This window comes from Achromobacter agilis (assembly GCF_900496965.1).
GTDB classification, from domain to species: Bacteria; Pseudomonadota; Gammaproteobacteria; order Burkholderiales; family Burkholderiaceae_B; genus Achromobacter; species Achromobacter agilis.
In genome coordinates this window covers 48,692-71,020 of sequence record NZ_UFQB01000001.1, presented here as the reverse complement: position 1 = coordinate 71,020, position 22,329 = coordinate 48,692, and the positions used below count along the sequence as shown (strand labels likewise).

The window sequence follows — 22,329 nt, the reverse complement described above, 5'->3', positions numbered from 1 at the left end:
CGCTACTTCGTGGTGTTCTCGTCGTCTACCGTCAGCCCGCCGGCCGTCATGATGCGCAGCGCGATCTCTTCGGCGGACTTGCCCTCGAAGCCATGCTGGCCCGCGGTGATGCGGAAGCTGCCGCCTTCCAGCGGACTCATCAGCGTGGCCGAGGACAGCAGCACGCCGTCCGAGCGCAACTGGATGCGCTTGCCCACGCGTTCGCTGGTGAAATCGGCCAGAGCCTTGCTGCTCTCCGGCTTCAGCTCGACCTCCACCATCCTGGCCGAGGAGCCCGGGTCGGCGCCTGCCGTTGCGCGTTCTACATGCAGGACGATCATCTCGGCCTGCGCGGCGCAAGGCAGAAGCGTTGCCAGGACGGAAGCGCGGAGGAAATGACGGATGGATGGCATGGAAGCTCCTTCTGGCAAATGGTCTGCGGCGGGCCGCAACGCGGACGCGGACGGCGCCTCCATCCTAGCCGATGTCTTGCCGAGACCTGCGGCGGCCTTCGCCGCGGAGACGGTCTACTATTGCGCACCGGCCCGCGATCGGGCCTTACCAAGGAGCGTTCCATGGCTGTACGCGGGACCTGGCTGCTTTCTTGCCTGCTGTGGGCGGGCGTTGCGCATGCGGGATCGGCGCCCGCGGACCTGGATTGCCTATCCGACAGCGGCAAAGTCGCCCTGAAGGGCGTGATCCCGTCGCCGTCGTCGGACGAGCTGAAAGTGGAACTGCGCTATGCGGACGGCAGCCTGGGCTTCGATTCGGACACAAACGCCAGTTTTGCGGTGACGGACTTTCCGCAGTCGGTGTTTACCTTGGTGGTGGCTGCGGACGGCCTGCCGCTGACGCTCTACGCCCTGCCATCCAGCGTGGCCGTGACGAAGCGCGGGAATGACGAGATGGCCGGTAAGTTCCAGGCCAAGTTGGCCGCGCCGCGCCCGGGTTCCGTGTCCGGCATCCAGAGCACGGCCCCGCTCAAGGCTACCCTGAACTGCGAATACCGCTACGCCTTGTAGCCCTGGCCGCTGCCGCGCAGCCCCTGCCGGCTGGCGATCCGTCGCCAGCCGGCAGGGGCTTTTTAATGGCCAAAGCCAGTGGAAGAACGCAGATTGGATGCGGATTCCGAGACGAAGTGTTGTTATTTGGCCTCCAAATCTGTGGGGTTGGCCTCGGAATCCGACAAAATTGACAAAATTCTGAATAAATTCCGACTGATCGTTGAATACGATAATAGCAATTAATATCATTTTCTTTCTTATAAATACAAGGCCGCGCAGATAGCCACCGCCGCGGGGCGGTTTCCGAAAGAGTCCAATGAGCAAAGCAGATAGATCGACGGCAGCATCTACGTGTCCTACGGCACCTCGTCGAATCCGTCCGGAGAAACCGCGGCCCAATCGGGCGGCGCGGACGGCGCGGCGGGCGGGCGCCTGACCGCGGGCACGGCCGGACTCGCGCCGGAAAAGAGCCGCAGCATCGAAGTGGGCACCAAGTGGGACGTCTTCGACGAGCGCCTGTCGCTGACGGCGGCGGTGTTCGAAACGCGCAAGACCGACGCCCGCAGCGCCGATCCCATCACCGGCGACGTGACGCTGTCGGGCAGCAACCGCGTGCGCGGCATCGAGTTGGGCGCCGCGGGCGCCATCACGCCGAAGTGGCAAGTGTGGGCAGGCTACAGCTACATGGACCCCAAGGTGACCAGCTATCAGAGCGGCGGCACCGACTTCAGCGGCAACCAGATGAAGTTCATCGCCCGCCAGAGCGCCAGCCTGTGGAGCACCTATAAGCTCATGCCCGAGCTGACCGTCGGGGCCGGCGCCACCTATACCGGCAAGCGCTACGTGGATGACGCGAACGTCTACCAGCTGCCGTCCTACTGGCGCTACGACGCCATGGCGTCCTATCAGTTCAACAGGAACTTCGGCCTGCAGTTGAACCTGAACAACCTGACCGACGAAACAATCTATGAGGCGTCGCACGTGGGGCTGTTCAGCTAAGTGGCGCCGGGTCGTTCGGCGATGCTGACGGCCACGTTCCGGTACGACTGACGGGCGGTGTCCGTCCCGCGCCGGCGGGGCGGCTCAGGGCTGCTTGCCGCCCAGGTGCAGCGCCACGATTTCCGTGTCCGTGCCGTCCAGGCCCGGATAGCGGGTCCTGACCAGCGGATCGTGCCCGGGGACGATGTGCTCGGGGGATTCCGCGAATTTCAGCAGCGTGTCGTAACCCGCCAGCATGTCGGCTACGTTGTGCACAATGGGAAACGGCGCCTGCAAGCCCATGTTGTCGTAGTAGTGGCTGGCGTCGGACGCCAGCACCATCCAGCCGCGCGCGGTATGCACGCGCACCGATTGCAGGCCCTGCGTGTGGCCGCCGATATGCAGCAGCTCCAGGCCGGGCGCGATTTCGTCGTGGCCATGATAGAAGGCCACGCGCTTGTCGTAGACGCCGCGCACCACGTCGACCACGTCCTCTACCGCATACGCGTGGCGCAGCATGTCGAAGCGCATATTGCAGCCGCAGGCGTAGTGCAGTTCGCTTTCCTGCAGGTGCAGGCGGGCGTTCGGCAGCTTCCGGATATTGCCGGCATGGTCATAGTGCAGGTGCGTCACGATGACGTCCTGGACGTCGGCGGGCGAAATGCCCAGCTTTTCCAACGACTCGATCGGGCAGCGCAGGAACTCGCGGCCGCGAGCCTGGGCCGCCGCCGCGTTGAAGCCGGTGTCGACGAGGTAGACGCGGCTGCCGTCGCGGATGACCCAGACGAAATAATCCATCGGCATGGGGCCGTCGTGCGGATCCGGGGGCGTAATGAAGTTCTGGGCCCGCTTGCGCGCGACGGTCGCATAGCGCAGGGCATAGACTTCGTAGTTGGGCAGTGTCATGCGATTCCTCTCGATGCGCGGATGTGGTCCAGTTCCGGCCGCAGGTATGCCAGCAGCCGCTGCGGGTTTTCGATCATGGGGAAGTGGCCGAGCTCGGGCATGACGCCGAAGCGCGCGCCGGGTATCAGCGCCGCGACCCGGCGCGAGTCTTCCGGGCTGGCCGAGTAGTCATAGGCGCCCGTCAATAACGAGACGCCGAACGCGCTCGTGTCCAGCCCGGCGACGTGCCGGGCGGCGTCGAAGTCTTCGCTGTAGAACCAGAGATCATTGGCATACACATTGAAGCCGCCTTGCGAATAGATCCAGGCCGCGTCGCGCCGCGCATCGAGCGAGGACGCGGGGGCCATCAGCCCGCGCACGTAGGCGGGATTGTGCGCCGCCTGGTTCACCTGCGGATGGCAAAGCATGGGCGTGCGCCGTCCGCTGGCTTTCCAGGGCGCCTCCAGCGCGATCACGCCGGCCACGTCGGCCGGGCTGCGCGCGGCCGTGACCAGGGCCATCGCCGCGCCCATCGAACAGCCCAGCAGCACGGCGGGCGCGCCGGCCACTTGGCGGATCACCGACAGGCAGGCCTGCAGATAGGCGTCGAGCGTAAGCCCGGCCTCGGTCCAGGCCTGCCCCGGCAAGGGCATGCTGCGGCCGTGCCCGGGCATGTCGAACGCGATCATGCGCCATTGCCGCTGCAGATCGGGGTCGGCCATCAGCGGGTGATACTGGCGGGAGTCCGCGCCCGCCGTATGCAGCATCAATAGCGGCGGGCCCGATTTCAGGCCGCTGGTTTCATAGTGGAGGGAGGCGGGCGTTCCGTCGATGTCGAGGGCGGCGTAGTGCCCGGTAATCGTGCTGCGGTCCAGCAGGGCGGGGGCGGCATCCACCTGCCCGCGCAGGATCTCGAACAGCCGTTCCAGGGGATGCAGGGCCTGGGCGATGGCCAGCGCGTTGCCTTTGACACGCAAGTTTGGCGCGTGCCGGCGCGCGGCGGTGAAGGAGTGGTAGCCCGGGGGCGGTTCGGCGCTGAGCATTTTCTGCCAGGTGTCCGGCGGGGCGCTGACCACGATGCACTGCGAGGGGGCGGCGGGCTGGCCAGCCCAGGCGCTTAGCTTGTCGCCGGGGTCGTCGCCTGCCTGCAGCCAGATGGCGCAGGGCAGGCCCCTGGCGGCGGACTGGAATTCCTTATCCTGCTGGGCCAGCGCTACCCCGGCCCTCAGTTCTTGGACGATCGCCTTCACTTGCATGGGTCTCCTCTTGTTGGCGCCGGAGCACTTCGAGCGCGGTGCGCTCGGCGTTCACGATATGGCTTCGGGCCGCTTCCTGCGCGCCTTGCGGGTCCCGGGCGCGGATGCGTTCGAACAGGTGATCGATTTCGGCCAGGCTTTCCGGAAGGCGGTCGGAGCGCGCGAACGACGTGGCCCGCAGCAGGTTGATGCGGGACAGCAGCCCCGGCAGCATGTCCTTGACCAGGTCGTTGTCGCAGCCGCTCAGCAGCACGTCGTAGAAATCGCGCTTGGCCGCCAGCAGGGCCGATTTGTTGCTGCCCTTGGCCTGGCGGTGCAGCGCGTCCACCGCCTTGCGCAGGCGTTCGATGTCCGCGTCGCCGGCCAGCCGGGCGAATTCGTGCGCGGCGTAGCCTTCGAGCAGGGCGCGCAGGGCATAAAGGTCGCGCGCCGCTTTCTCGGTGATGCGCACCACCGTGGGGCCGCGGTGCGGTTCGATGGAAATCAGCCGTTCGGCTTCCAGGGTGCGTAGCGCTTCGCGCAGGGTGCTGCGGCTGATGCCCAGCTGTTCGCACAGTTCGAGTTCGCGCAGGCGTTCGCCGCCCTTGATTCGCCCGTCCATGATGGACGCGCGCAGGAATTCCTCTACGCGGGTGCGCAGGGTGGCGGGCTTTTCGAATATCGCGCCTGTAGGGGTGGCCATAGCAGTCTCTCGTTTATCCTCGCGGCGGGCACAGACGGTGGCACAGGCCCCTGGCCATGCCGCCGCGAACCGCCGTGTCGACGTAAAGACGCAATATATCCCGTCGGCCGCCCATGGTTACAGTCCCAGATAGGCCGCGCGCACCCGGCTGTCTTCCAGCAAGGCGTTGCTGGGACCGGAAAGCACCATGGCGCCGGATTGCAGCACGTAGGCGTGCTCTGCCACCGACAGCGCCAGGCGCGTGTTTTGCTCTACGAGCAGGATCGTCAGGCCGCTGCGGTGGATGTCCACCATGGCCTGGTGCATTTCTTCGACGATCTTGGGCGCGAGGCCGTGGCTGGGCTCGTCAAGCAGCAGCAGGCGGGGCTTGAGCATCAGCGCGCGGCCGAAGGCCACCATTTGCTGCTCGCCGCCGGATAGCGTGCCCGCCAGTTGCCGGCGGCGTTCCTGCAGGCGGGGGAACAGGGCATAGATTCCGTCGCAATCGCGCTTGACCGCCGCCGAGTCCCGGCGCCGCACGTAGCCGCCCAGATAGAGGTTTTCCTCGACGGTCATTTCGGGGAAGACGTGGCGGCCTTCGGGGACGTGGGCGATGCCGAGTTCCGGAATGCGGTGGGGCGGGAGGCGCAGGATTTCCTGTCCGTCGAACCTCACGCTGCCGCTGGTTTTGTCCAGCAGTCCGGAGATGCAGCGCAGCAAGGTGCTCTTGCCCGCCGTATTGGCGCCCACGACGGCGATGAAGCCGCCTTCCGGCACGGCCAGCGACACGTCGTGCAGGACCGGGCTGCGGTCGTACGAGGCGGTCAGGCCATCGATTTGCAGCAGGCTCATGCCGGCACCTCCATCTGCTCCAGCGATTTGCCCAGATAGACCTCGATCACCGTTGGGTTGGACGCGATCTCGGCGGGGCTGCCTTCGGCGATCTTCTGGCCGAAGGACAGCACCAGGATCCGGTTGCAGAGCCGCATGATGGCGCGCATGTGGTGCTCCACGACGATGAAGGTGATGCCGGACTCGTCGCGCAGCGTGCGGATCAGGTCCAGCATCGCGTCCATCTCGGATTCGTTCAGCGCCGCCATGACCTCGTCCAGCAGGAACACCTTGGGATCCGTGCACAGGGCGCGGGCGAGCTCCACCCGCGCCTGTTCGGGAAACGACAGTTCGCCCGCCGGCTTGCGCGCAATGGCGGACAGGCCGACGCGGTCGAGGTTGTCGCGCGCGACCTGGCGGGCGCGGTCCACGTCGTGGCGCAGCAGCCCGCCGACCAGCACGTTGTCCAGTACCGTCATTTCGGGGAACAGGGCCACGTTCTGGAACGTCTTGGTCATGCCCCGCGCCGCGATCTGGTGGGGACGCAGGCCGCTGATGTCGTGGCCATCCAGTTCGATGCGTCCGCCATTGCCCCGATACAGGCCGACGAGCAGGTTGAACAGCGTGGTCTTGCCGGCCCCGTTGGGGCCGATCAGGCCCAGGATGTCTCCCTTCGCGACGTTGAACGACACGTCGTCCACCGCTTTCAGGCCGCCGAAACGGCGCTGGATGTGCGCGACCCTGAGAATGTCAGGCATGCTGCCTCCCGGCCAGGTTGCGCAGCCGGGCCCATAGCGCCGACAGGCCCCGTGGCTCGATCAGGATGATGGCGATGAGGATCAGGCCGAAGGCCAGCTGCGATACGCCCGCGGTGTGGCCGGACAGCCAGTCGTTGAAGACTTCCTCCAGCGGGATAATCACCAGGGCGCCGATCAGCGGTCCCGCCACGGTGCCCACGCCGCCGATAATGCAGATGAGCGCGACGCGGACCGAAATGCCGACCAGCGAGAACACCGTGTCGGGATCGAAGAAGTAGATAAATTGCGCGTAAAGCGTGCCGCAGGCCCCCATCAGGGCGGCGGAGATGACCGCCGCCAGGATCCGGGTCCGGGCCGTGTTCACGCCGATGACCTCCGCCGCCTGCGGGTTGGCCTTCACCGCGCGCAGGCGGTAGCCCAGGCGCGAACGGCTGATGAGCGCGAACACGATGGACGTAATCAGCGCGGCGCCCAGCATCAGGTAGTAGTAGGGAATGCTGGACTTGAACTGCATCTGGGACAGCCCTTCCGAGAACGGGATCGACACGCCCACCGGACCGCCGGTGACCGATGCCCAGGTATTGGCGATGGCGCGCAGCACTTCGCCGAAGGCCAGCGTGGCCAGCGCGAAATAGTGGCCGCGCAGCCGCATGGTCGGCAGGCTGAGCAGCGCCCCGGCCAGCGCGGCGACCGCCATGGCGGCGACGATGCCCAGCCACGGGGAAATGCCGTAGCGCATGAGCAGCAGCGTGGAGGTGTAGGCGCCTAGGCCGAAGAAGGCCGCGTGCCCCAGCGAAATCTGGTTCGCCAGCCCGCCTACGATGTTCCAGGACTGGCCCATGGCGGCGAACAGCAGCACGAGGGTCAGGACGCGGATGCCGTAGCCCTGGTCTTCCATCAGCCAGGGCGCGGCGAGCGCGGCGGCCAGGAGCAGCGCCCATGGCAGGAGTTGTCGGTTCAGTGTCATCAGCCCGCCTTTTTCAGAAGCCCTTCCGGGCGCACGGCCAGGACCAGGATGAAGATCGCGAAGAGCACCAGATTCTGCAGCTGCATGGGCAGCACCAATGACGACAGCGACTGGATGACGCCGACCGCCACGCCGCCCACCACCGCCCCGATCACGCTGCCCAGGCCGCCCAGCACCACGGCGGTGAACATCAGTACGCTGAACTGGGCGCCGACCGTGGTCGAGGCGGTGAGGTAGGGCAGGATGATTCCTCCGCCCAGGGCAGTCATGCCCACGCCCAGCCCGAACGCCAACTGGTGCACCCGGTGCGTCGAAATGCCGGACAGCCGGGCGGCCATGGGGTCCTGGGCGGTGGCCCGCACCGCCATACCCCACCAGGTTTTCTTCAGCACCCACCACAAGACCAGGCCCGCGACCGACGCCACCGCGAAAGCCAGCAGATAGGGCGCGCTGAGCAGGAGGGGGCCGATCGCCAGCGCCGTCATCTGGTAGGGCGTCTGCACCGAACGGAACTCCGACCCGAACAGGATCAGCGCCAGGTTTTCCATGACGATGAGCAGGCCCACCGTCAGGAAGATCTGGGCAACCGCCGGCGCCTTCAGCACCCGGTTGATCAGGTATTTCTGCGTCAGCACGCCCAGCACGAAGGCGACGGCGAACGAGAGCAGCGACCCCAGCAGCGGATCGAGCCCCAGGAGTTTCCAGGCGAAATACGCCACGAACATGCCCACCATCAGGAATTCGGCCTGGGCGAAGTTGACGATGGACACCACGCCGAAGACCAGCGTGAGGCCGATCGATATGACCGCGTAAACGCCGCCCAGCAGGATGCCGTCCACCAGAGCCTGCAAAAATTGCATGATCGCTCCTCGTGCGCCGTGCGCGCCGCGCTCAGGTTGCGCTGATGACGCGGCCCTTGGCCAATGCCTGCGGCCAGACCGACACCAGTTCGTTGTCTTGCCACTGGACCATGATGGGCTGCGCCATCGTGTTCAGCCCGCTGGCGTCGAAATGCACGCCGCCGCCCGACATCACGCCGGCCCAGCCCTGGTCGTATTTCTGCGCGCGCAGCGCCTTGGACACCGCTTCGGGCTTGTCCGAGGCGGCGACTTCCAATGCCTGCGCCAGCACGCCGGCGCATACCGCGTGCTCCAGCGCCTCGTGCGGCATGAACGTGCCGAACCGCTTGCGGTAGCGCTCGGTGTATTCGGGCGCCTGGTCGTAGTTGGCGGGCGCGATCGACAGCACGGCCTGCGAATACTGGCCCAGCGCCTTCGCGAAGTCGGGAATGACGTAGCCGGCGGCGCCGCCTACGACGGGCACGGTCAGGCGCTGTTGCCGCATGACGCGGATGATCAGCAGACTGTCGTTCAGGTAGGAAATAGGGAAGACGATCTGGGCGTCGGACCCCCGCAGCTTGCTGATCAGGGGCGTGACGTCCGTGATGCCCAGGGGGTAGGCCTCGTCCAGCACGATCTGCGCGCCCGCGGCCTTGGCCGCGTTGCGCACGCCGACAGCCTGCGACGTACCGTAGGCGGTGTCTTCGTACAGCAGCGCGATCTTCTTGATCTCCGAGGCGCCCGCCACGACCGAGGCGGCATAGTCGTATTGCGCGCGGCCCAGCACGGAGCCCTTGGATACCACTTGGAAAATGTGCTTGAAGCCGCGTTCGGTCAGCACGTCCGAGAACGACATGGTCAACAGCGGAATGCCGCGGCGCTCGGTCACTTCCGACACCGCCAGGGTCAGCGACGACGCATAGGCGCCGATGATGGCGACGCAGCGGTTCTGCGTGATCAGGCGTTGCGCCACGGTTGCCGCCGTGGTGGGTTGCGACGTGGCGTCGGCGATGATGAGCTTGAGCTTCGCGCCGCCCAGGGCCTTGATGCCGCCGGCCGCGTTGATTTCATCGGCGGCCAGCTCCAGCCCCTGGCGCGAGTTGATGCCGAACTGGGCGTTGGCGCCCGACAGCGGCAAGATCACGCCGACATTGACTTCGGATGCTGCGGCCAGCGCGCGGCCGGGCAGGCTTGCCGCCAAGGCGGCGGCGCCGAGACCGGTGACGAATTCCCTGCGCCCGCGGCGGATCGCCTGTTGGGGTGTTTTCATGGTTGTCTCCTGGCTTTTTTCGAGGATGGCGCTCGGCAGCCAGCCCGGCGCTCTGGGCCAATTATTGTTCGTGGTTTTCAATCGGTCAAGAATATTGTCAGACAATCTGACTATTGACGATTCGGCGATCTTTGCCGGACAATCAGACAAAATCACGGCGCGGAATCTGATCCTCGCCGGCCACCGCCACAAAGAGGAGCAACCATGGCAGACATCAAATCCGAAACCCAGGCCCTGTTCGACCAAGGCCTGAACCTGCGCCGCGAAGTGCTGGGCACCGAATACGTGGATGGTTCGCTCGCCCGCGCCAACGAATTCATGATGGCCTTCCAGCACATCACCACCGAGTGGTGCTGGGGCTACACCTGGGGCCGTCCCGGCCTGGAAAAGAAAACCCGCAGCATGCTGAACCTGGCCATGCTGACGGCGCTGAACCGCCCGGCCGAGATCAAACTGCACGTCAAGGGCGCGCTGAACAATGGCGTGACGGTCGAGGAAATCAAGGAAATCCTGCTGCAGGCCACGGTGTACTGCGGCATTCCCGCAGGCCTGGACGCGTTCAAGGTGGCCAACCAGGTGCTGGAGGAAGAGGGCGCCTTCAAGGAGGCGCAAGCATGAGCGCGCCGCACGAAGGCAGTCCAATGAACGCGCCCCAGGCACGGGTCGGCCTGATCGGCATCGGCAGCATGGGCTGGCCCATGGCCGCCCGGCTGGTGCAGGCCGGCTTCGCGGTGACGGTCTTCGACGCGGTGCCGGGCCAGGCCGAACAGTTCGCCAAGGAGGTAGGCGGACAGGCCGCCGCCACCTGCGCCGAGCTGGCGGCGCAGGCCGACATCATCTTCACCATGCTGCCCACCAGTGCCATCGTCGAACAGGTGCTGGGCGGAGACCACGGCGTATTGGCGGGCCTGCGCCCGGGCAGCGTCGTGGTGGACATGAGCTCGGGCGTGCCGGCGCATACGCAGCGGCTGGCCCAGGCCGTGGCCGCCGCGGGCAGCGAAATGGTGGACGCGCCGGTGTCCGGTGGCGTCCCGCGCGCCCGCACCGGCGAGCTGGCGATCATGTTCGGCGGGTCTGCGGAAACGCTCGAACGGGTGCGTCCGGCTCTGGCCAGCATGGGCACGTCGATCACGCCCGTGGGGGCCGTCGGCAGCGCCCATGCAATGAAGGCATTGAACAACCTGGTGTCGGCGGGGGGCTTCCTGATCGGCGTCGAGGCCATGCTGATCGGCCAGCAATTCGGCCTGGATCCGAACGTGATCGTGGACGTGCTCAATGCGTCGACCGGCATGAACAACTCCACGCAGAAGAAGTTCAAGCAGTTCGTGTTGTCGCGCCAGTTCAATTCCGGCTTCGGCCTGGATCTGATGGTCAAGGACCTGGGCATCGCGCTGGGCATCGCCACCGACACCGGCACGCCCACGCCGTTCGCGTCGCTGTGCCGCGAACTGTGGGCCTCGGCGGGCAAGACGCTGGGCAAGGGGCAGGACCATACTGCGGTCGCCCGTTTGTCGGAGCAGTTGGCGGGCGTGGAATTGGGGCCGAAGAAGGGCTGAGGCTCCACGCGGCCCGGCCCGGGCCGCGCAAGATAAGAATGGGCAGGTTGCAGTGAACTTTCGCAATATATGTTACAAATACACAATAATTGACATATAGCGAACGCGGTCCGCGGGACCCGCCGTACAGATTGGCCATCGTCTGATAATGCGCGCCCGCGCTCCAAGCGCCGGGCTTTCTCGGGCATAGTCGGCGGCAGTCCCGGCATGGCCGGACGCGGTAGCGAAAGCAGCAATGCCCCCACACTCGCAGTTTCCCGTTCTTCCACGCGTGATCGCGGCCTTCGACTTCGACGGTACCCTGACCCGGCGTGACACGTTCGTCCCCTTTTTGGCTCATCTTTCATGGACCAGGTTGCTTGGGGCCCTCCTGGCGGCCGCGCCCGCGCTGGCGGGATTCGCGCTGCGCCTGCGCAGCAATGAGCACGCCAAGGCGGCGCTATGCCGGGCGGCGCTGAAAGGCCGTTCGCGCGCCGAGCTGGCTCGCATCGCGCGCGCATGGGTGCACACCATCCCCCTGCGCTCCGCGCTGGTCGAGCGGCTGCGCTGGCATCAGCAGCGCGGCGACCATTGCGTCCTGGTGAGCGCGTCGCCGGACATCTATCTGGAAGAGGCCTCGCGCCATCTGGGTTTCGACGACCTGATCTGCACGCGGATGTCGATTGATGGAGAGGGGAGGCTCACCGGCGATTTCGACGGCCCCAATTGCTGGGGCCCCGAAAAAATGCGCCGCCTGACGGAACGCTTCGGCCCACAGGGTCGCTACGAGCTGTATGCCTACGGCGACAGCCGCGGCGACCAATCGATGATAGATGCCGCGCAGCACGCCTGGTATCGCGGCCAGGCGGTCAAGCCATGAACGCCATCATTTCCCTGCTGCGCCCGCAGCAATGGCTGAAGAACGGTTTCGTGCTGATCGGGCTGATCTTCAGCCACGGCTGGGCGGATCCGTATCTGGCGTTCAAGGTGGCCGTGGGGTTCGTGGCGTTCTGCATGGCGTCCAGCGCGGTCTACGTGCTGAACGACTATTTCGACAGGGCGGCCGACGCCGCCCATCCCAAGAAGCGCTATCGCCCCATTGCCAGCGGCCTGGTCGGCCTGCGGCAGGCGCGCGTGCTGATCGCGATCCTGTTCTGCGGCGCCCTGGGGCTGCCGCTGGCGTTCGGGCAATGGCCGGTGGCGCTGGTGGTCGCCTGCTACCTGGCGCTGAACATCGCCTATACGCTGCGCCTGAAGCACAAGGTGCTGGTCGACGTGTTCTGCATCGCCGCCGGCTTCATGCTCCGCCTGGCCTGCGGCACCTATGCGGCAGGCATCAAGCCGTCCCGCTGGATGCTGTTGTGCAGCTTCATGCTGACGCTGTTCCTGGGCTTCGCGAAGCGGCGCGCCGAGATCGTCGCGGTGCCGGGCGGCGTGCTCGCCCTGGAAGGCAGCACGCGCATCGTGCTGCGCCACTATAGCGCGCAGCTGCTGGACAACCTGGTGGCCATTACCGCCAGCGCCAGCCTGCTCACCTATGGCCTGTACACGGTGGATGCCGAGACCGCGGCATTGCATGGCACCCAGCACCTGGTCCTTACCCTGCCCATCGTGACCTTCGGCGTCTTTCGCTATCTGTACCTGCTGTACAGAGGCGGGTCGGGCGAGGAGCCGGGCCGCGATCTGCTGGCCGACAGCCAGATACGCATGGCGGTGCTGGCCTGGGTGATCGTGGTGGTCTTGCTCGTGGGAACTTGAAGATGGCATATCTGTGGCTGATTCTCAGCGGGGCTTGCAGCGTGGCGGCCAGCGTGGCGCTCAAGGCCGCGGGGGCGGGCTCGCCCGCTGGGCTGCCGGCGTCGCTTCTGGGGCAGGTGCTGCCCTATCTGGCGGCGATCGGAGCCTATGGGCTGGGCTTCGGTTTCTACGCACTGGCGCTGCGGCAACTGGACCTGACCCTGGCCTATCCGCTGATGGTGGCTTGCGCCATCGCGGGGGTCTTCGGCTATGGCCTGCTGTCCGGCGCCGAGTCGATCTCGGCCGTGCGCATGGCGGGAGCCGCCTTCATCGCCATCGGCGTCTTCCTGCTGTCGAAATAGGCATATGAATTCCATGAGACGTTTGTTCGAAAGCGCGGGTTATCGCTGGTTCCTGTTGTCCTGCGCCTATGTCGTCATCGCGGCCGCCGTCATGAACGGCTTCTATACAAAGTGGAGGCTGAACGACGGGCATCCGGCATTGAGCCTGTCGCGCATGGTCGAAGGCACGGCCCATCGCCCCTACGTGTACCGGCAGTTCATGCCAGCATTGGCCAACGGGATCCAGGCCGCGCTGCCGCAGGCAACCGTGGCGCGCATCTCCGAGCGCCTGGCGGAGCCCCGGAGGCTGAACAGCCGCTCGGGGCTGGCGATGCGCTATCCGGGATCGGAAGCGCTGATGCCGGCCGTCACCTTGCGCTATCACATCATCTATTACCTCACCTTCTTCGCGCTGCTGGCCGCGCTGTTCGTGATGCGGCGCGTGTGCCTGCGGGCCGGCGCGGACGCGGTGGCCGCGACGGCGGCGCCCGCCATCGTCGCGCTGCTGCTGCCGTTCTTCCTGACTGAAGGCGGGTACTTCTACGATTTCGTCGAGTTGCTCTTCATGATGAGCGCCGTCCTGCTGGCGATGGGGGCGTCGCGGCGCACGCCGCTTCGCCTGGCGTTCCTGCTGGTGCTGGTCGGCCTCGCGACCTGGAACAAAGAAGCCTTTTTCTTTTTCACGCCCACCGTGTATCCGTTGCTGTGCCGTAATCTGCCGCGCGCGCAGGCCGCTGCGCTGGTGGCGGGCCTGCTCTTTGTGAGCGGCTGCGTCTATCTGGCGCTGCGCATGCGCTATGCGGGGAACCCAGGCACGACGGTGGATTACCAGCTGTGGGACAACCTGCGCTTCTATGCCGATCCCGGCAACTGGCTGCGCACGGAGAACACCTATGGCGTGCTGTTGCCGCGCGGCTTCGGCATCGTGAGTTTCCTGGCGTGCGCGGGCATCGCCGCAGCCGGCTGGCCGCGCCTGCCGCAGACCCTGCGCCAGCATGCGATGCTGGCCCTGTCCATCAACCTGCCGCTGTTCCTGCTGTTCTGCTCGCCCGGCGAGGTGCGCAACCTGAGCATGCTCTATCCCTCGCTGGCGTGCCTGATGGCGCTTGCACTGACGCTGTGGCTGCAACCTCGAGCGGATCGCAAACCTCTCGCCGCGGCGCCAATCCAGTGATGCGTTTCTTCAACGCGACGGGCTACCGCCGCTTCCTGATGGGGTTGCTCTACGTGGTCGTCGCCGCAGCCGCGTTCAATGGCTTCTACACGAAGTGGCGCCTCAACGACGGCCACGGGCCCCATTCGCTTGCGTCGATGGTGGATGGCACGGCGTATCGGCCCTATGTGTATCGGCAGCTCGTGCCCGCCGTGGCCAATGGCATCCAGGCCTTGCTGCCCGCCAGCGCCGTGGAGCGGATATCCGAACGGCTGGCGGACCCGCGCCGCTTGAACAGCCGTTCCGGGCTGGCCATGCGCTACCCGGAATCCGAGGCGATGCAGCCTGCCGTCACGCTGCGCTACCACATCGTCTACTACCTGACCTTCCTGGCCCTGCTCGGGGCGCTGTTCGCGATGCGTGCGCTCTGCCTGCGGATGGGGGCCAGCGCGCCGGCGGCAACGGCGGCTCCGTTGGTCGTCGCGCTCCTGCTGCCGTTTTTCCTGACCGAAGGCGGGTTCTTCTACGACTTCCTGGAAGTCCTGTTCATGGTTTGCGCGATATTGCTGGCATGGCGCATTCCCCCGGAATCTTCCGCGCGCGCGGCGGCGCGCCTGGCCTTGCTGGCGCTGGTCTCCGCGGGGGCAACGTGGAACAAGGAAGCGTTCTTCTTCTTCGTGGCGACGCTATATCCCTTGTTCAGGCTCAACCTGTCGCGATTCAAGGCGGCCGGCGCCGTGGGCCTGCTGATGTTCGTGTGCGGCTGCGTGTATCTCGCGCTGAAGATCCGCTACGCGGGCAACCCGGGCGGCACGGTCAGCTTCCAGCCCGGCGCGAACCTGTACTACTTCCTGGATCCGGGGAACTGGTTCCGCACGGAAGGCACCTATGGCGTGACGCTGCCCAAGGGCCTGAGCGCCGTGATGATGCTTATGATCGCCGGTGTGGCCGCCATCGGCTGGGGGCGCCTGCCGGCGGCCTTCCGCCTGCACATCTGGGCGGCGCTCGCCGTCAACGTGCCGCTGTTCCTGTTGTTCGCGGCAGCCGGAGAGGCGCGCAATCTCAGCATCCTGTATCCCTCGCTTCTGGGCCTGTTGGCGATGGCGCTGACGGCCTGGATGGGCGCCGCCGCGCCGGGCCGCAGCGGCGGCGCGCCCGCCTGAGCGATTCCCTTTGTTACGTCGATAGCGGGTTTACCCTGTGTTTTTGTGAGCCCTAAATTTGTATGATGACCCGATAACTTTATCCTAGAGACACGTCATCATGCTGGCCCCGCAGCCGCCTTTCCCGTCCCGCCGTCCCTGCCGCACAGGGGCGTTCCATGGCTGAAGAATCCCGCATCCGCGAAGAAATCTGCACCGTCGGCGCCAGCCTGTACAACCGCGGCTACACCGTCGGCGCGGCAGGCAACATCAGCGCCCGGCTGGATGACGGCTGGCTGATCACGCCCACCGACGTCTGCCTGGGCCGCCTGGACCCCGCCGAACTGGCCAAGGTCGATCTGGCCGGCAACTGGGTGTCGGGCGCCAAGCCTTCCAAGACCCTGGTGCTGCACCAGGGTATCTATCGCGCCAGCCCCGAGTCGCGCGGCGTGGTCCATACGCATTCCACCCATCTGGTGGCGCTGACCCTGGCGGGCGTGTGGCGGCCCGATGAAGTGCTGCCGCCCATCACGCCGTATCAAGTCATGAAAGTGGGGCGGATTCCGCTGATCGGCTATCGCCGCCCCGGCGATCCGCAGGCCGCGGCCGAAGTGGCCGCCGTCGCGGCGCAGGTGCGCGGCGCGCTGTTCGAGCGGCTGGGCCCCGTGGTGTGGGAACGCTCCGTGTCGCATGCGTCCTACGCCCTGGAAGAGCTGGAAGAAACCGCCCGGCTGTGGCTGATGAGCGATCCCCGTCCGGCGCCCCTGGGCACCGAGGCCATTGAAGAACTGCGCGCCACCTTCGGCGCACGCTACTGATTTTTCCCGACAAAGCCGCCCGGCCGCGTGCCTGCGGATCGGGCAGGCGCATCCTCCTGGAGACTTGCATGCCCCCGATGGAAACGACGCTCGGCGCGCAGCCCGCCGCGGCAACGCCGGAAACCCGCGAAACCGCGCGCGCCTACGCCAAGGTGTTCTGGCGGCTGGTGCCGTTCTTGATGCTCTGCTACGTGATCGCCTACCTCGATCGCGTCAACGTGGGCTTCGCCAAATTGCAGATGTCGCAGGACCTGGGGTTCAGCGAAACCGTGTTCGGCCTGGGCGCCGGTGTGTTCTTCATTGGCTATTTCCTTTTCGAAGTGCCGAGCAACCTGCTCATGCACCGGCTGGGCGCCCGCATCTGGATCGCGCGCATCATGATTACGTGGGGGATCCTGTCGGGCATGTTCATGTTCGTCGAGACGCCTACCGGCTTCTACATCCTGCGCTTCCTGCTGGGCCTGGCCGAAGCGGGTTTCTATCCCGGCGTGATCCTGTACCTGACATACTGGTATCCGGCCCATCGCCGCGCCAAGATCATCGCGCTGTTCATGTCCGCCATTCCGGTGGCCGGCATTTTCGGCAACCCGCTGTCCGGGTGGATCATGGAGGCCTTTCACGGCACGCACGGCCTGCAGGGCTGGCAGTGGATGTTCCTGATCGAAGCCATCCCGGCGCTGCTCATCGGCGTGGCGACCATCATGTACCTGGACAACGGCATCTCCAGTGCGAAGTGGCTGAGCGACGATGAAAAGAAGCTGCTGACCCGCGAAATCGAGCTGGACCAGAAGCAGACGGGCTCGCAAAAGCACTCGCTGCGCGCCGTGTTCGCCGACAAGCGCGTCTGGTGGATGTGCCTGATTTACTTCGCCTTCGTCGCCGGCCAGTACGGCCTGACATTCTGGATGCCGACGCTGATCAAGTCGACCGGCGTCACGGGCGCCTTCAATATCGGCCTGCTCAGCGCCATTCCCTTTATTTGCGCCATCGTCGTGATGAACCTGCTGGGCCATTCGGCCGACAAGCGCCGCGAACGCCGTTGGCACCTGATCGTGCCGGCGCTGTTCGGCGCGGTGGGCTTCTCCGTTGCGGCATCCTTCGCCGACAACACCGTGGTGTCGCTGATCTTCCTGTCGCTCGCGGCAGCCGGCGTGCTGACATGCGCACCCCTGTTCTGGTCGCTGCCGACGGCGTTCCTGTCGGGCACCGCGGCGGCGGCGGGCATCGCCATCGTCAATTCGGTCGGCAACCTGGCGGGCTTTGCCAGCCCCTACATGATCGGCTATCTGAAAGACCTGACCAGCTCCACCGCATCCGGCATGTACGTGCTGGCGGGCGTGCTGGTCGTGGGTGCCATCGCGGTCTGGTTCACGCCGGCCAAGCTGGTCAACCGCTGACGTGCCCTCACGTTCACAAGGAATCGCAATGCCTCGTCTGGCTGCCAACTTGACCATGATGTACACCGAACATCCCTTCCTGGACCGCTTCAAGGCGGCGGCGGGGGATGGCTTCTCCGGCGTGGAGTTCCTGTTTCCCTACGAGTTCGCGGCCGCCGATCTCAAGTCGCGGCTGGAGGAAAACGGCCTGACGCAGGCGCTGTTCAATGCGCCGCCCGGGGATTGGGCGGCCGGCGAGCGGGGCATCGCTTCCCTGCCCGGACGGGAAAGCGAATTCCAGCGCGGGTTCGAGCAGGCGCTGGAGTACGCCGCCGCGCTTGGCAACCGCAGTCTTCATGTGATGGCAGGCCTGATCGGCTCCGGGCAGGACCGGGCCGCGCATCGGGACGTCTATCTGAAGAACCTGGCGTGGGCGGCGCGCGCTGCGGCGCCGGCTGGCATAGCGGTGGTGATCGAACCCATCAATACGCGCGACATCCCCGGCTTCTTTCTCAACCGGCAGGATGACGCCCAGGCCATCTGCGCCGAGGTCGGCGCGGACAACCTGAAAGTGCAGTTCGACATCTACCACTGCCAGATCGTCGAGGGCGATATCGCCGTGAAGCTGCAGCGCGACATGGCAGGCATCGGCCACATCCAGATCGCCGGCGTGCCCGACCGGCACGAGCCAGACCTGGGCGAACTGAACTATCCCTATCTGTTCGAGCGCATCGACGCGCTGGGCTATACGGGCTGGATCGGCTGCGAATACCGTCCCAAGGCCGGCACGTCCGAAGGCCTGGGCTGGGCCCAACCCTATCTTGCCAACCACTGAGCACCCCATCATGAAAATACTCATCACCGGCGGCGCCGGATTCCTGGGCCAGCGGCTGGCCCGAAAACTGCTGGAACAAGGTTCCCTGGCGCTGGACGGCGGCGCGCCGCAAGCCATCACGCAGATCGACCTGCTGGACGTCGCCAAGGCCGACGCGCTGACCGATCCGCGCGTGCGTTCGCTGGTGGGCGACATCGCCGACCCGGCCGTGCTGCAACAGGCCATCGGCACGGACACCCGTGTCGTCTTCCACCTGGCCGCCATCGTCAGCGGCCAGGCCGAGGCGGATTTCGACCTGGGCATGCGCATCAACCTGGATGCGTCGCGGGCGCTGCTGGAGACCTGCCGCGCGCTGGGCCACCAGCCGCGCGTGATCTTCACCAGCTCGGTGGCCGTGTACGGCGGCGCCTTGCCCGAAACCGTGCGCGACGACACCGCGCTCAATCCCAAGTCTTCCTACGGCACGCAAAAGGCGATCGCCGAACTGCTGCTGGCGGATTACACGCGGCGCGGCTTCGTCGATGGCCGCGTGCTGCGTCTGCCCACCATCAGCGTGCGGCCCGGCCGTCCCAACGCGGCGGCTTCGTCGTTCGCCAGCGGCATCATCCGCGAGCCCCTGAACGGTGAAGCCGCGGTGTGCCCCGTGGGCGCCGACACGCGTTTGTGGCTGCTGTCGCCGCGCGGCGCGATCCAGGCGCTGATCGCCGGCTGCGAACTGCCGTCGCAAGCCGTGGCGGAGGGCGGGCCGATCAACCTGCCGGGCGTTTCCGTTACGGTGGCCGAGATGGAGCAGGCGCTGCGCGAGGTGGCGGGCGACGAGGTCGCCGATCGCATCACCTGGCAGGCAGACGAGCGCGTCGAGCGCATTGTCGGCAGCTGGCCGGGCCGGTGGGATACGGCGCGGGCCGCCGGGCTGGGCCTGAAGGGCGATCGCGACTTCGCGGAGATCATCCGGGCCTATATGGCCGACGACCTGCCGCGCTGAACGCGCCGCTGGCTGCCCCGCCCTCGAATTTTGGACGATGAAACCATGAGCAATCCGCAAACTTCCCCGCGCCGCGTCGGCGTCATCGGCCTGGGCGCCATGGGCGCCGGCATCGCCCAAAGCCTGCGCCGCGCAGGCCACGAGGTGCATGCCTACGACATCAGGCCCGGCGTCGCCGCCGCTTTCTCGGCCGAGGGCGGGGTGGCGTGCGCCGCGCTGGCCGACATGGCGGCCGCCTGCGACATCGTGGTCAGCGTGGTCGTCAACGCAGACCAGACCGAGGCGGTGCTGTACGGCGAGGGCGGTATCGCCGCGGCCTTGCGCCCGGGCGCAGTGTTCGTGATGTGTTCCACCGTGGATCCCAACTGGTCGATCGCGCTGGAAGCGCGCCTGGCCGAGCAGGGCATTCTCTATGTGGACGCGCCCATTTCCGGCGGCGCGGCCAAGGCCGCCTCCGGCCACATGACCATGATGACCGCCGGCCGTCCGGCGGCCTACGAGGCCTGCGGCGGCGTGCTGGAATCGATGGCCGGCAAGGTCTACCGCCTGGGCGACCGGGCCGGGGCGGGCAGCAAGGTCAAAATCATCAACCAGCTGCTGGCCGGCGTGCATATTGCGGCCGCCGCGGAAGCCATGGCGCTGGGCCTGCGCGAAGGCGTGAACGCCGATGCGCTGTACGAGGTGATCACGCACAGCGCGGGCAATAGCTGGATGTTCGAGAACCGCATGGCCCACGTCCTGGCGGGCGACTACACGCCGCTTTCGGCGGTCGATATCTTCGTGAAGGACCTGGGCCTGGTGCTGGATACCGCCCGCCATACCAAGTTCCCCTTGCCGCTGGCGTCCACCGCGCACCAGATGTTCATGCAGGCGTCCACAGCCGGACATGGCCGCGAGGACGACAGCGCCGTGATCAAGATTTTTCCGGGGATTTCCCTGCCGGAGCCGAAATGACCATCAAACTGGGCTGTATCGCCGACGATTTCACGGGCGCCACCGACCTGGCCAACAATCTGGTGCGCGCCGGCATGCGCGCGGTGCAGACGATCGGCGTTCCCGGGACGCCGCTGCGCGGCGACGCGGACGCGGTGGTCGTGGCATTGAAAACCCGCACCCTGCCCGCGGATGAAGCCGTTGCGCAGTCGCTGGCGGCGCTGGACTGGCTGCAGGCGCAGGGCGCCGAACAGATCTACTTCAAGTACTGCTCTACTTTCGACAGCACGCCACAAGGCAATATCGGGCCTGTTACCGATGCGCTCATGTCGCGGCTGGGTACGGATTTCACCATCGCCACGCCGGCGTTTCCGGACAACAAGCGTACGGTGTTCAAAGGCTATCTGTTCGCGGGCGACGTGCTGCTGAACGAATCGGGTATGCAGCATCATCCGCTGACGCCGATGGCCGATCCCAATCTGGTCCGCGTGCTGTCCGCACAGACGTCGCGCAAGGTGGGCCTGATCGATTACAGTGTCGTCGCGCGCGGCAGCGAGGTCATTCGCGCCCGTATCGCCGAACTGGCGTCGCAGGGCATCGAGATCGCCATCGTGGATGCGGTGTCCAACGAGGACCTGCTGGCCTTGGGGCCGGCCTTGCGCGGCATGCCCCTGGTGACGGCGGGCTCCGGCGTCGCGATCGGCCTGCCGGCCAACTGGGGCCTGTCGCCCGCCGGCAAGACGGAATCGGCGCTCGTGCCCGGCCTGCAGGCCGTGGTGGCGGGCAGCTGTTCCACGGCTACCAATGGGCAGGTGGCGGCCTTCATCGAAAGCGGGCGGCCGGCCCTGGCGCTGGATCCGTTGCGGCTGGCGGCCGGGGAGGACGTCGTGGGCCAGGCGCTGGCCTGGGCCGAGCCGCGTTTGCAGGATGGCCCGGTGCTGATCTATTCCACCGCGCAGCCCGATCAGGTGAAGCAGGCCCAGGGCGCGCTGGGCGTCGAGCGCGCGGGATCGCTGATCGAAGCCGCCATCGCGCGCATTTCGACCGGCCTGGTCGAGCGCGGCGTGCGCCAGCTGATCGTGGCGGGCGGCGAGACCTCGGGCGCGGTCGTGCAGGCGCTGGGCCTGGAGCAGATCGCCATCGGCGAGCAGATCGATCCGGGCGTGCCCTGGTGCGCCGGCTACGCGCCGGCCGCGCAGGGCGATGTCAGCATCGCGCTGAAGTCGGGCAATTTCGGGACCCGGGATTTCTTCACCAAGGCGTTCCGCCGGGATTGACCCGCGCGAACAGGTAGCCTCCGGGGGCAAGCCCCGGCCGCTACCGGTGTGCCTGTTTCAGCCGCTTGGCCGCGTTCACCATGTGGATGCGGGCGGCTTCGCGCGCGCCGTCCACGTCCTTCTTGCGGATGGCTTCGACGATCGCGGCGTGTTCCTGCAGTACGTCGCGCATCAGGCTCGCGTGGCGCGCCTCGTTGCCGCGCGTCACGCGCGTGGCCGCTTCCATGAACTGGCTGACGAACGCCAGCGTCGTCATGAAATAGGGGTTGCCGGTGGCGCGCGCGATGCTGCGGTGAAAGTCCACGTCTTCTTTTACGCCGTCCCCGCCGTTGTCGACCGCCTGCGAAATGGCGGCCAGGGCCGCGTCGATGTCGGCCATGTCCTGCTTCTTGCGCACCGAGGCGGCCTGGGCGGCGATTTCGGTTTCCAGCGCGCGGCGCAGATCCACGATGTGCAGGACGGCGTCCAGCGAGGACAGCTCGGCCGCGTCGATGCGCAGGGCGCGGTTGCCCGTAGAACCGGTGACGTATACGCCGCTGCCTTGCCGGGCCTCTACCACGCCGTCCTGGCGCAGCCGGGAGACGGCTTCGCGGATCACGGTGCGGCTGACGCCGAACTGCTCTGCCAACGCGGTTTCGGTCGGCAGCTTCGCGCCGGGCAGCACGCGGCCTTCATCGATTTCGGCGCGCAGCCGTTTGGCAACGGTATCGGTCAGCGTGGGCGGGGAGGGAAGTCGGGGAAACGCCATGGATGAGAAGAGCAGGAAAGG

At 66.6% G+C, this 22,329-nt stretch carries 25 protein-coding genes; 15 read left to right on the top strand and 10 right to left on the bottom strand.

Annotated elements, in window-relative coordinates:
• Window positions 1–2 precede the first annotated feature (2 nt).
• The gene (locus AGI3411_RS00345) at window positions 3–392 is read right to left on the bottom strand and encodes a SecDF P1 head subdomain-containing protein (protein WP_129525469.1); all 390 of its coding nucleotides are present in this window, start codon (window positions 390–392) and stop codon (window positions 3–5) included.
• Between the two features lie 162 nt (window positions 393–554).
• On the opposite strand from AGI3411_RS00345, the gene AGI3411_RS00340 reads away from it, so the two are divergent.
• Both AGI3411_RS00340 and AGI3411_RS00335 read left to right on the top strand, forming a co-directional pair.
• Window positions 555–1,001 carry a hypothetical protein gene (locus tag AGI3411_RS00340; protein ID WP_129525468.1) on the top strand — a complete coding sequence of 149 codons (447 nt, stop codon included), beginning with the start codon at window positions 555–557 and terminating at the stop codon, window positions 999–1,001.
• 333 nt (window positions 1,002–1,334) lie between these two features.
• Window positions 1,335–1,982, top strand: coding sequence for a TonB-dependent receptor (locus AGI3411_RS00335; protein WP_244240216.1), 648 nt, complete (start codon window positions 1,335–1,337; stop codon window positions 1,980–1,982).
• An 84-nt stretch (window positions 1,983–2,066) separates the two neighbouring features.
• Here AGI3411_RS00335 and AGI3411_RS00330 read toward each other — a convergent pair whose 3' ends face one another.
• The 8 genes from AGI3411_RS00330 to AGI3411_RS00295 all read right to left on the bottom strand — a co-directional run bounded on the left by AGI3411_RS00330 (window position 2,067) and on the right by AGI3411_RS00295 (window position 9,428).
• Window positions 2,067–2,867, bottom strand: a complete 801-nt coding sequence (locus AGI3411_RS00330; RefSeq protein ID WP_129525467.1) for an N-acyl homoserine lactonase family protein — start codon at window positions 2,865–2,867, stop codon at window positions 2,067–2,069.
• The gene (locus tag AGI3411_RS00325) at window positions 2,864–4,102 is read right to left on the bottom strand and encodes an alpha/beta fold hydrolase (RefSeq protein ID WP_244240215.1); all 1,239 of its coding nucleotides are present in this window, start codon (window positions 4,100–4,102) and stop codon (window positions 2,864–2,866) included. The genes AGI3411_RS00330 and AGI3411_RS00325 overlap by 4 nt, the downstream gene beginning before the upstream one ends.
• Entirely contained in the window at window positions 4,041–4,784 is a 744-nt protein-coding gene (locus tag AGI3411_RS00320) for a GntR family transcriptional regulator (protein WP_129525466.1), read from the bottom strand. Before AGI3411_RS00320 ends, AGI3411_RS00325 begins: the two co-directional genes overlap by 62 nt.
• Before the next feature lie 117 nt (window positions 4,785–4,901).
• Window positions 4,902–5,615, bottom strand: coding sequence for an ABC transporter ATP-binding protein (locus AGI3411_RS00315; protein ID WP_129525465.1), 714 nt, complete (start codon window positions 5,613–5,615; stop codon window positions 4,902–4,904).
• A complete protein-coding gene (locus AGI3411_RS00310; protein ID WP_129525464.1) occupies window positions 5,612–6,352 on the bottom strand; it encodes an ABC transporter ATP-binding protein in 741 nt (246 codons plus the stop codon). The genes AGI3411_RS00315 and AGI3411_RS00310 overlap by 4 nt, the downstream gene beginning before the upstream one ends.
• Window positions 6,345–7,319 carry a branched-chain amino acid ABC transporter permease gene (locus AGI3411_RS00305; protein ID WP_129525463.1) on the bottom strand — a complete coding sequence of 325 codons (975 nt, stop codon included), beginning with the start codon at window positions 7,317–7,319 and terminating at the stop codon, window positions 6,345–6,347. The genes AGI3411_RS00310 and AGI3411_RS00305 overlap by 8 nt, the downstream gene beginning before the upstream one ends.
• Window positions 7,319–8,179 carry a branched-chain amino acid ABC transporter permease gene (locus AGI3411_RS00300; RefSeq protein ID WP_129525462.1) on the bottom strand — a complete coding sequence of 287 codons (861 nt, stop codon included), beginning with the start codon at window positions 8,177–8,179 and terminating at the stop codon, window positions 7,319–7,321. The genes AGI3411_RS00305 and AGI3411_RS00300 overlap by 1 nt, the downstream gene beginning before the upstream one ends.
• Window positions 8,180–8,210: 31 nt before the next feature.
• The gene (locus AGI3411_RS00295; protein WP_129525461.1) at window positions 8,211–9,428 is read right to left on the bottom strand and encodes an ABC transporter substrate-binding protein; all 1,218 of its coding nucleotides are present in this window, start codon (window positions 9,426–9,428) and stop codon (window positions 8,211–8,213) included.
• 204 nt (window positions 9,429–9,632) lie between these two features.
• Here AGI3411_RS00295 and AGI3411_RS00290 point away from each other — a divergent pair, with 204 nt between their 5' ends.
• The 13 genes from AGI3411_RS00290 (at window position 9,633) to otnK (ending at window position 21,560) form a co-directional block, all read left to right on the top strand.
• On the top strand, window positions 9,633–10,046 hold the full coding sequence (locus AGI3411_RS00290; protein ID WP_129525460.1) for a carboxymuconolactone decarboxylase family protein: 414 nt from the start codon (window positions 9,633–9,635) through the stop codon (window positions 10,044–10,046).
• A complete protein-coding gene (locus AGI3411_RS00285; RefSeq protein WP_244240214.1) occupies window positions 10,043–10,984 on the top strand; it encodes an NAD(P)-dependent oxidoreductase in 942 nt (313 codons plus the stop codon). The genes AGI3411_RS00290 and AGI3411_RS00285 overlap by 4 nt, the downstream gene beginning before the upstream one ends.
• 235 nt (window positions 10,985–11,219) lie before the next feature.
• Window positions 11,220–11,843 (top strand): HAD family hydrolase, encoded by a 624-nt coding sequence (locus AGI3411_RS00280; protein WP_129525459.1) that lies wholly within the window; start codon window positions 11,220–11,222, stop codon window positions 11,841–11,843.
• Entirely contained in the window at window positions 11,840–12,721 is an 882-nt protein-coding gene (locus AGI3411_RS00275; protein WP_129525458.1) for a decaprenyl-phosphate phosphoribosyltransferase, read from the top strand. Before AGI3411_RS00280 ends, AGI3411_RS00275 begins: the two co-directional genes overlap by 4 nt.
• Before the next feature lie 2 nt (window positions 12,722–12,723).
• The gene (locus tag AGI3411_RS00270; protein WP_129525457.1) at window positions 12,724–13,062 is read left to right on the top strand and encodes a DMT family transporter; all 339 of its coding nucleotides are present in this window, start codon (window positions 12,724–12,726) and stop codon (window positions 13,060–13,062) included.
• 13 nt (window positions 13,063–13,075) lie between these two features.
• On the top strand, window positions 13,076–14,215 hold the full coding sequence (locus AGI3411_RS00265) for a hypothetical protein (RefSeq protein WP_129525456.1): 1,140 nt from the start codon (window positions 13,076–13,078) through the stop codon (window positions 14,213–14,215).
• Window positions 14,215–15,357: a hypothetical protein gene (locus tag AGI3411_RS00260; RefSeq protein WP_244240213.1), complete on the top strand. Its 1,143-nt coding sequence runs from the start codon at window positions 14,215–14,217 to the stop codon at window positions 15,355–15,357. The genes AGI3411_RS00265 and AGI3411_RS00260 overlap by 1 nt, the downstream gene beginning before the upstream one ends.
• Window positions 15,358–15,515: 158 nt before the next feature.
• A complete protein-coding gene (gene otnC, locus AGI3411_RS00255) occupies window positions 15,516–16,154 on the top strand; it encodes a 3-oxo-tetronate 4-phosphate decarboxylase (protein ID WP_129525454.1) in 639 nt (212 codons plus the stop codon).
• A gap of 77 nt (window positions 16,155–16,231) precedes the next feature.
• Window positions 16,232–17,551, top strand: coding sequence for an MFS transporter (locus AGI3411_RS00250; protein ID WP_129525765.1), 1,320 nt, complete (start codon window positions 16,232–16,234; stop codon window positions 17,549–17,551).
• A gap of 28 nt (window positions 17,552–17,579) precedes the next feature.
• On the top strand, window positions 17,580–18,365 hold the full coding sequence (gene otnI, locus AGI3411_RS00245; protein WP_129525453.1) for a 2-oxo-tetronate isomerase: 786 nt from the start codon (window positions 17,580–17,582) through the stop codon (window positions 18,363–18,365).
• A gap of 10 nt (window positions 18,366–18,375) precedes the next feature.
• Window positions 18,376–19,350: a D-erythronate dehydrogenase gene (gene denD / locus AGI3411_RS00240; RefSeq protein WP_129525452.1), complete on the top strand. Its 975-nt coding sequence runs from the start codon at window positions 18,376–18,378 to the stop codon at window positions 19,348–19,350.
• A 45-nt stretch (window positions 19,351–19,395) separates the two neighbouring features.
• Complete coding sequence (gene ltnD, locus AGI3411_RS00235; RefSeq protein ID WP_129525451.1) at window positions 19,396–20,304, top strand: L-threonate dehydrogenase; 909 nt, start codon at window positions 19,396–19,398, stop codon at window positions 20,302–20,304.
• Entirely contained in the window at window positions 20,301–21,560 is a 1,260-nt protein-coding gene (otnK, locus tag AGI3411_RS00230) for a 3-oxo-tetronate kinase (RefSeq protein WP_129525450.1), read from the top strand. Before ltnD ends, otnK begins: the two co-directional genes overlap by 4 nt.
• Window positions 21,561–21,600: 40 nt before the next feature.
• On the opposite strand, the gene AGI3411_RS00225 is transcribed toward otnK, so the two are convergent.
• A complete protein-coding gene (locus AGI3411_RS00225; RefSeq protein ID WP_129525449.1) occupies window positions 21,601–22,308 on the bottom strand; it encodes a FadR/GntR family transcriptional regulator in 708 nt (235 codons plus the stop codon).
• Window positions 22,309–22,329 lie beyond the last annotated feature (21 nt).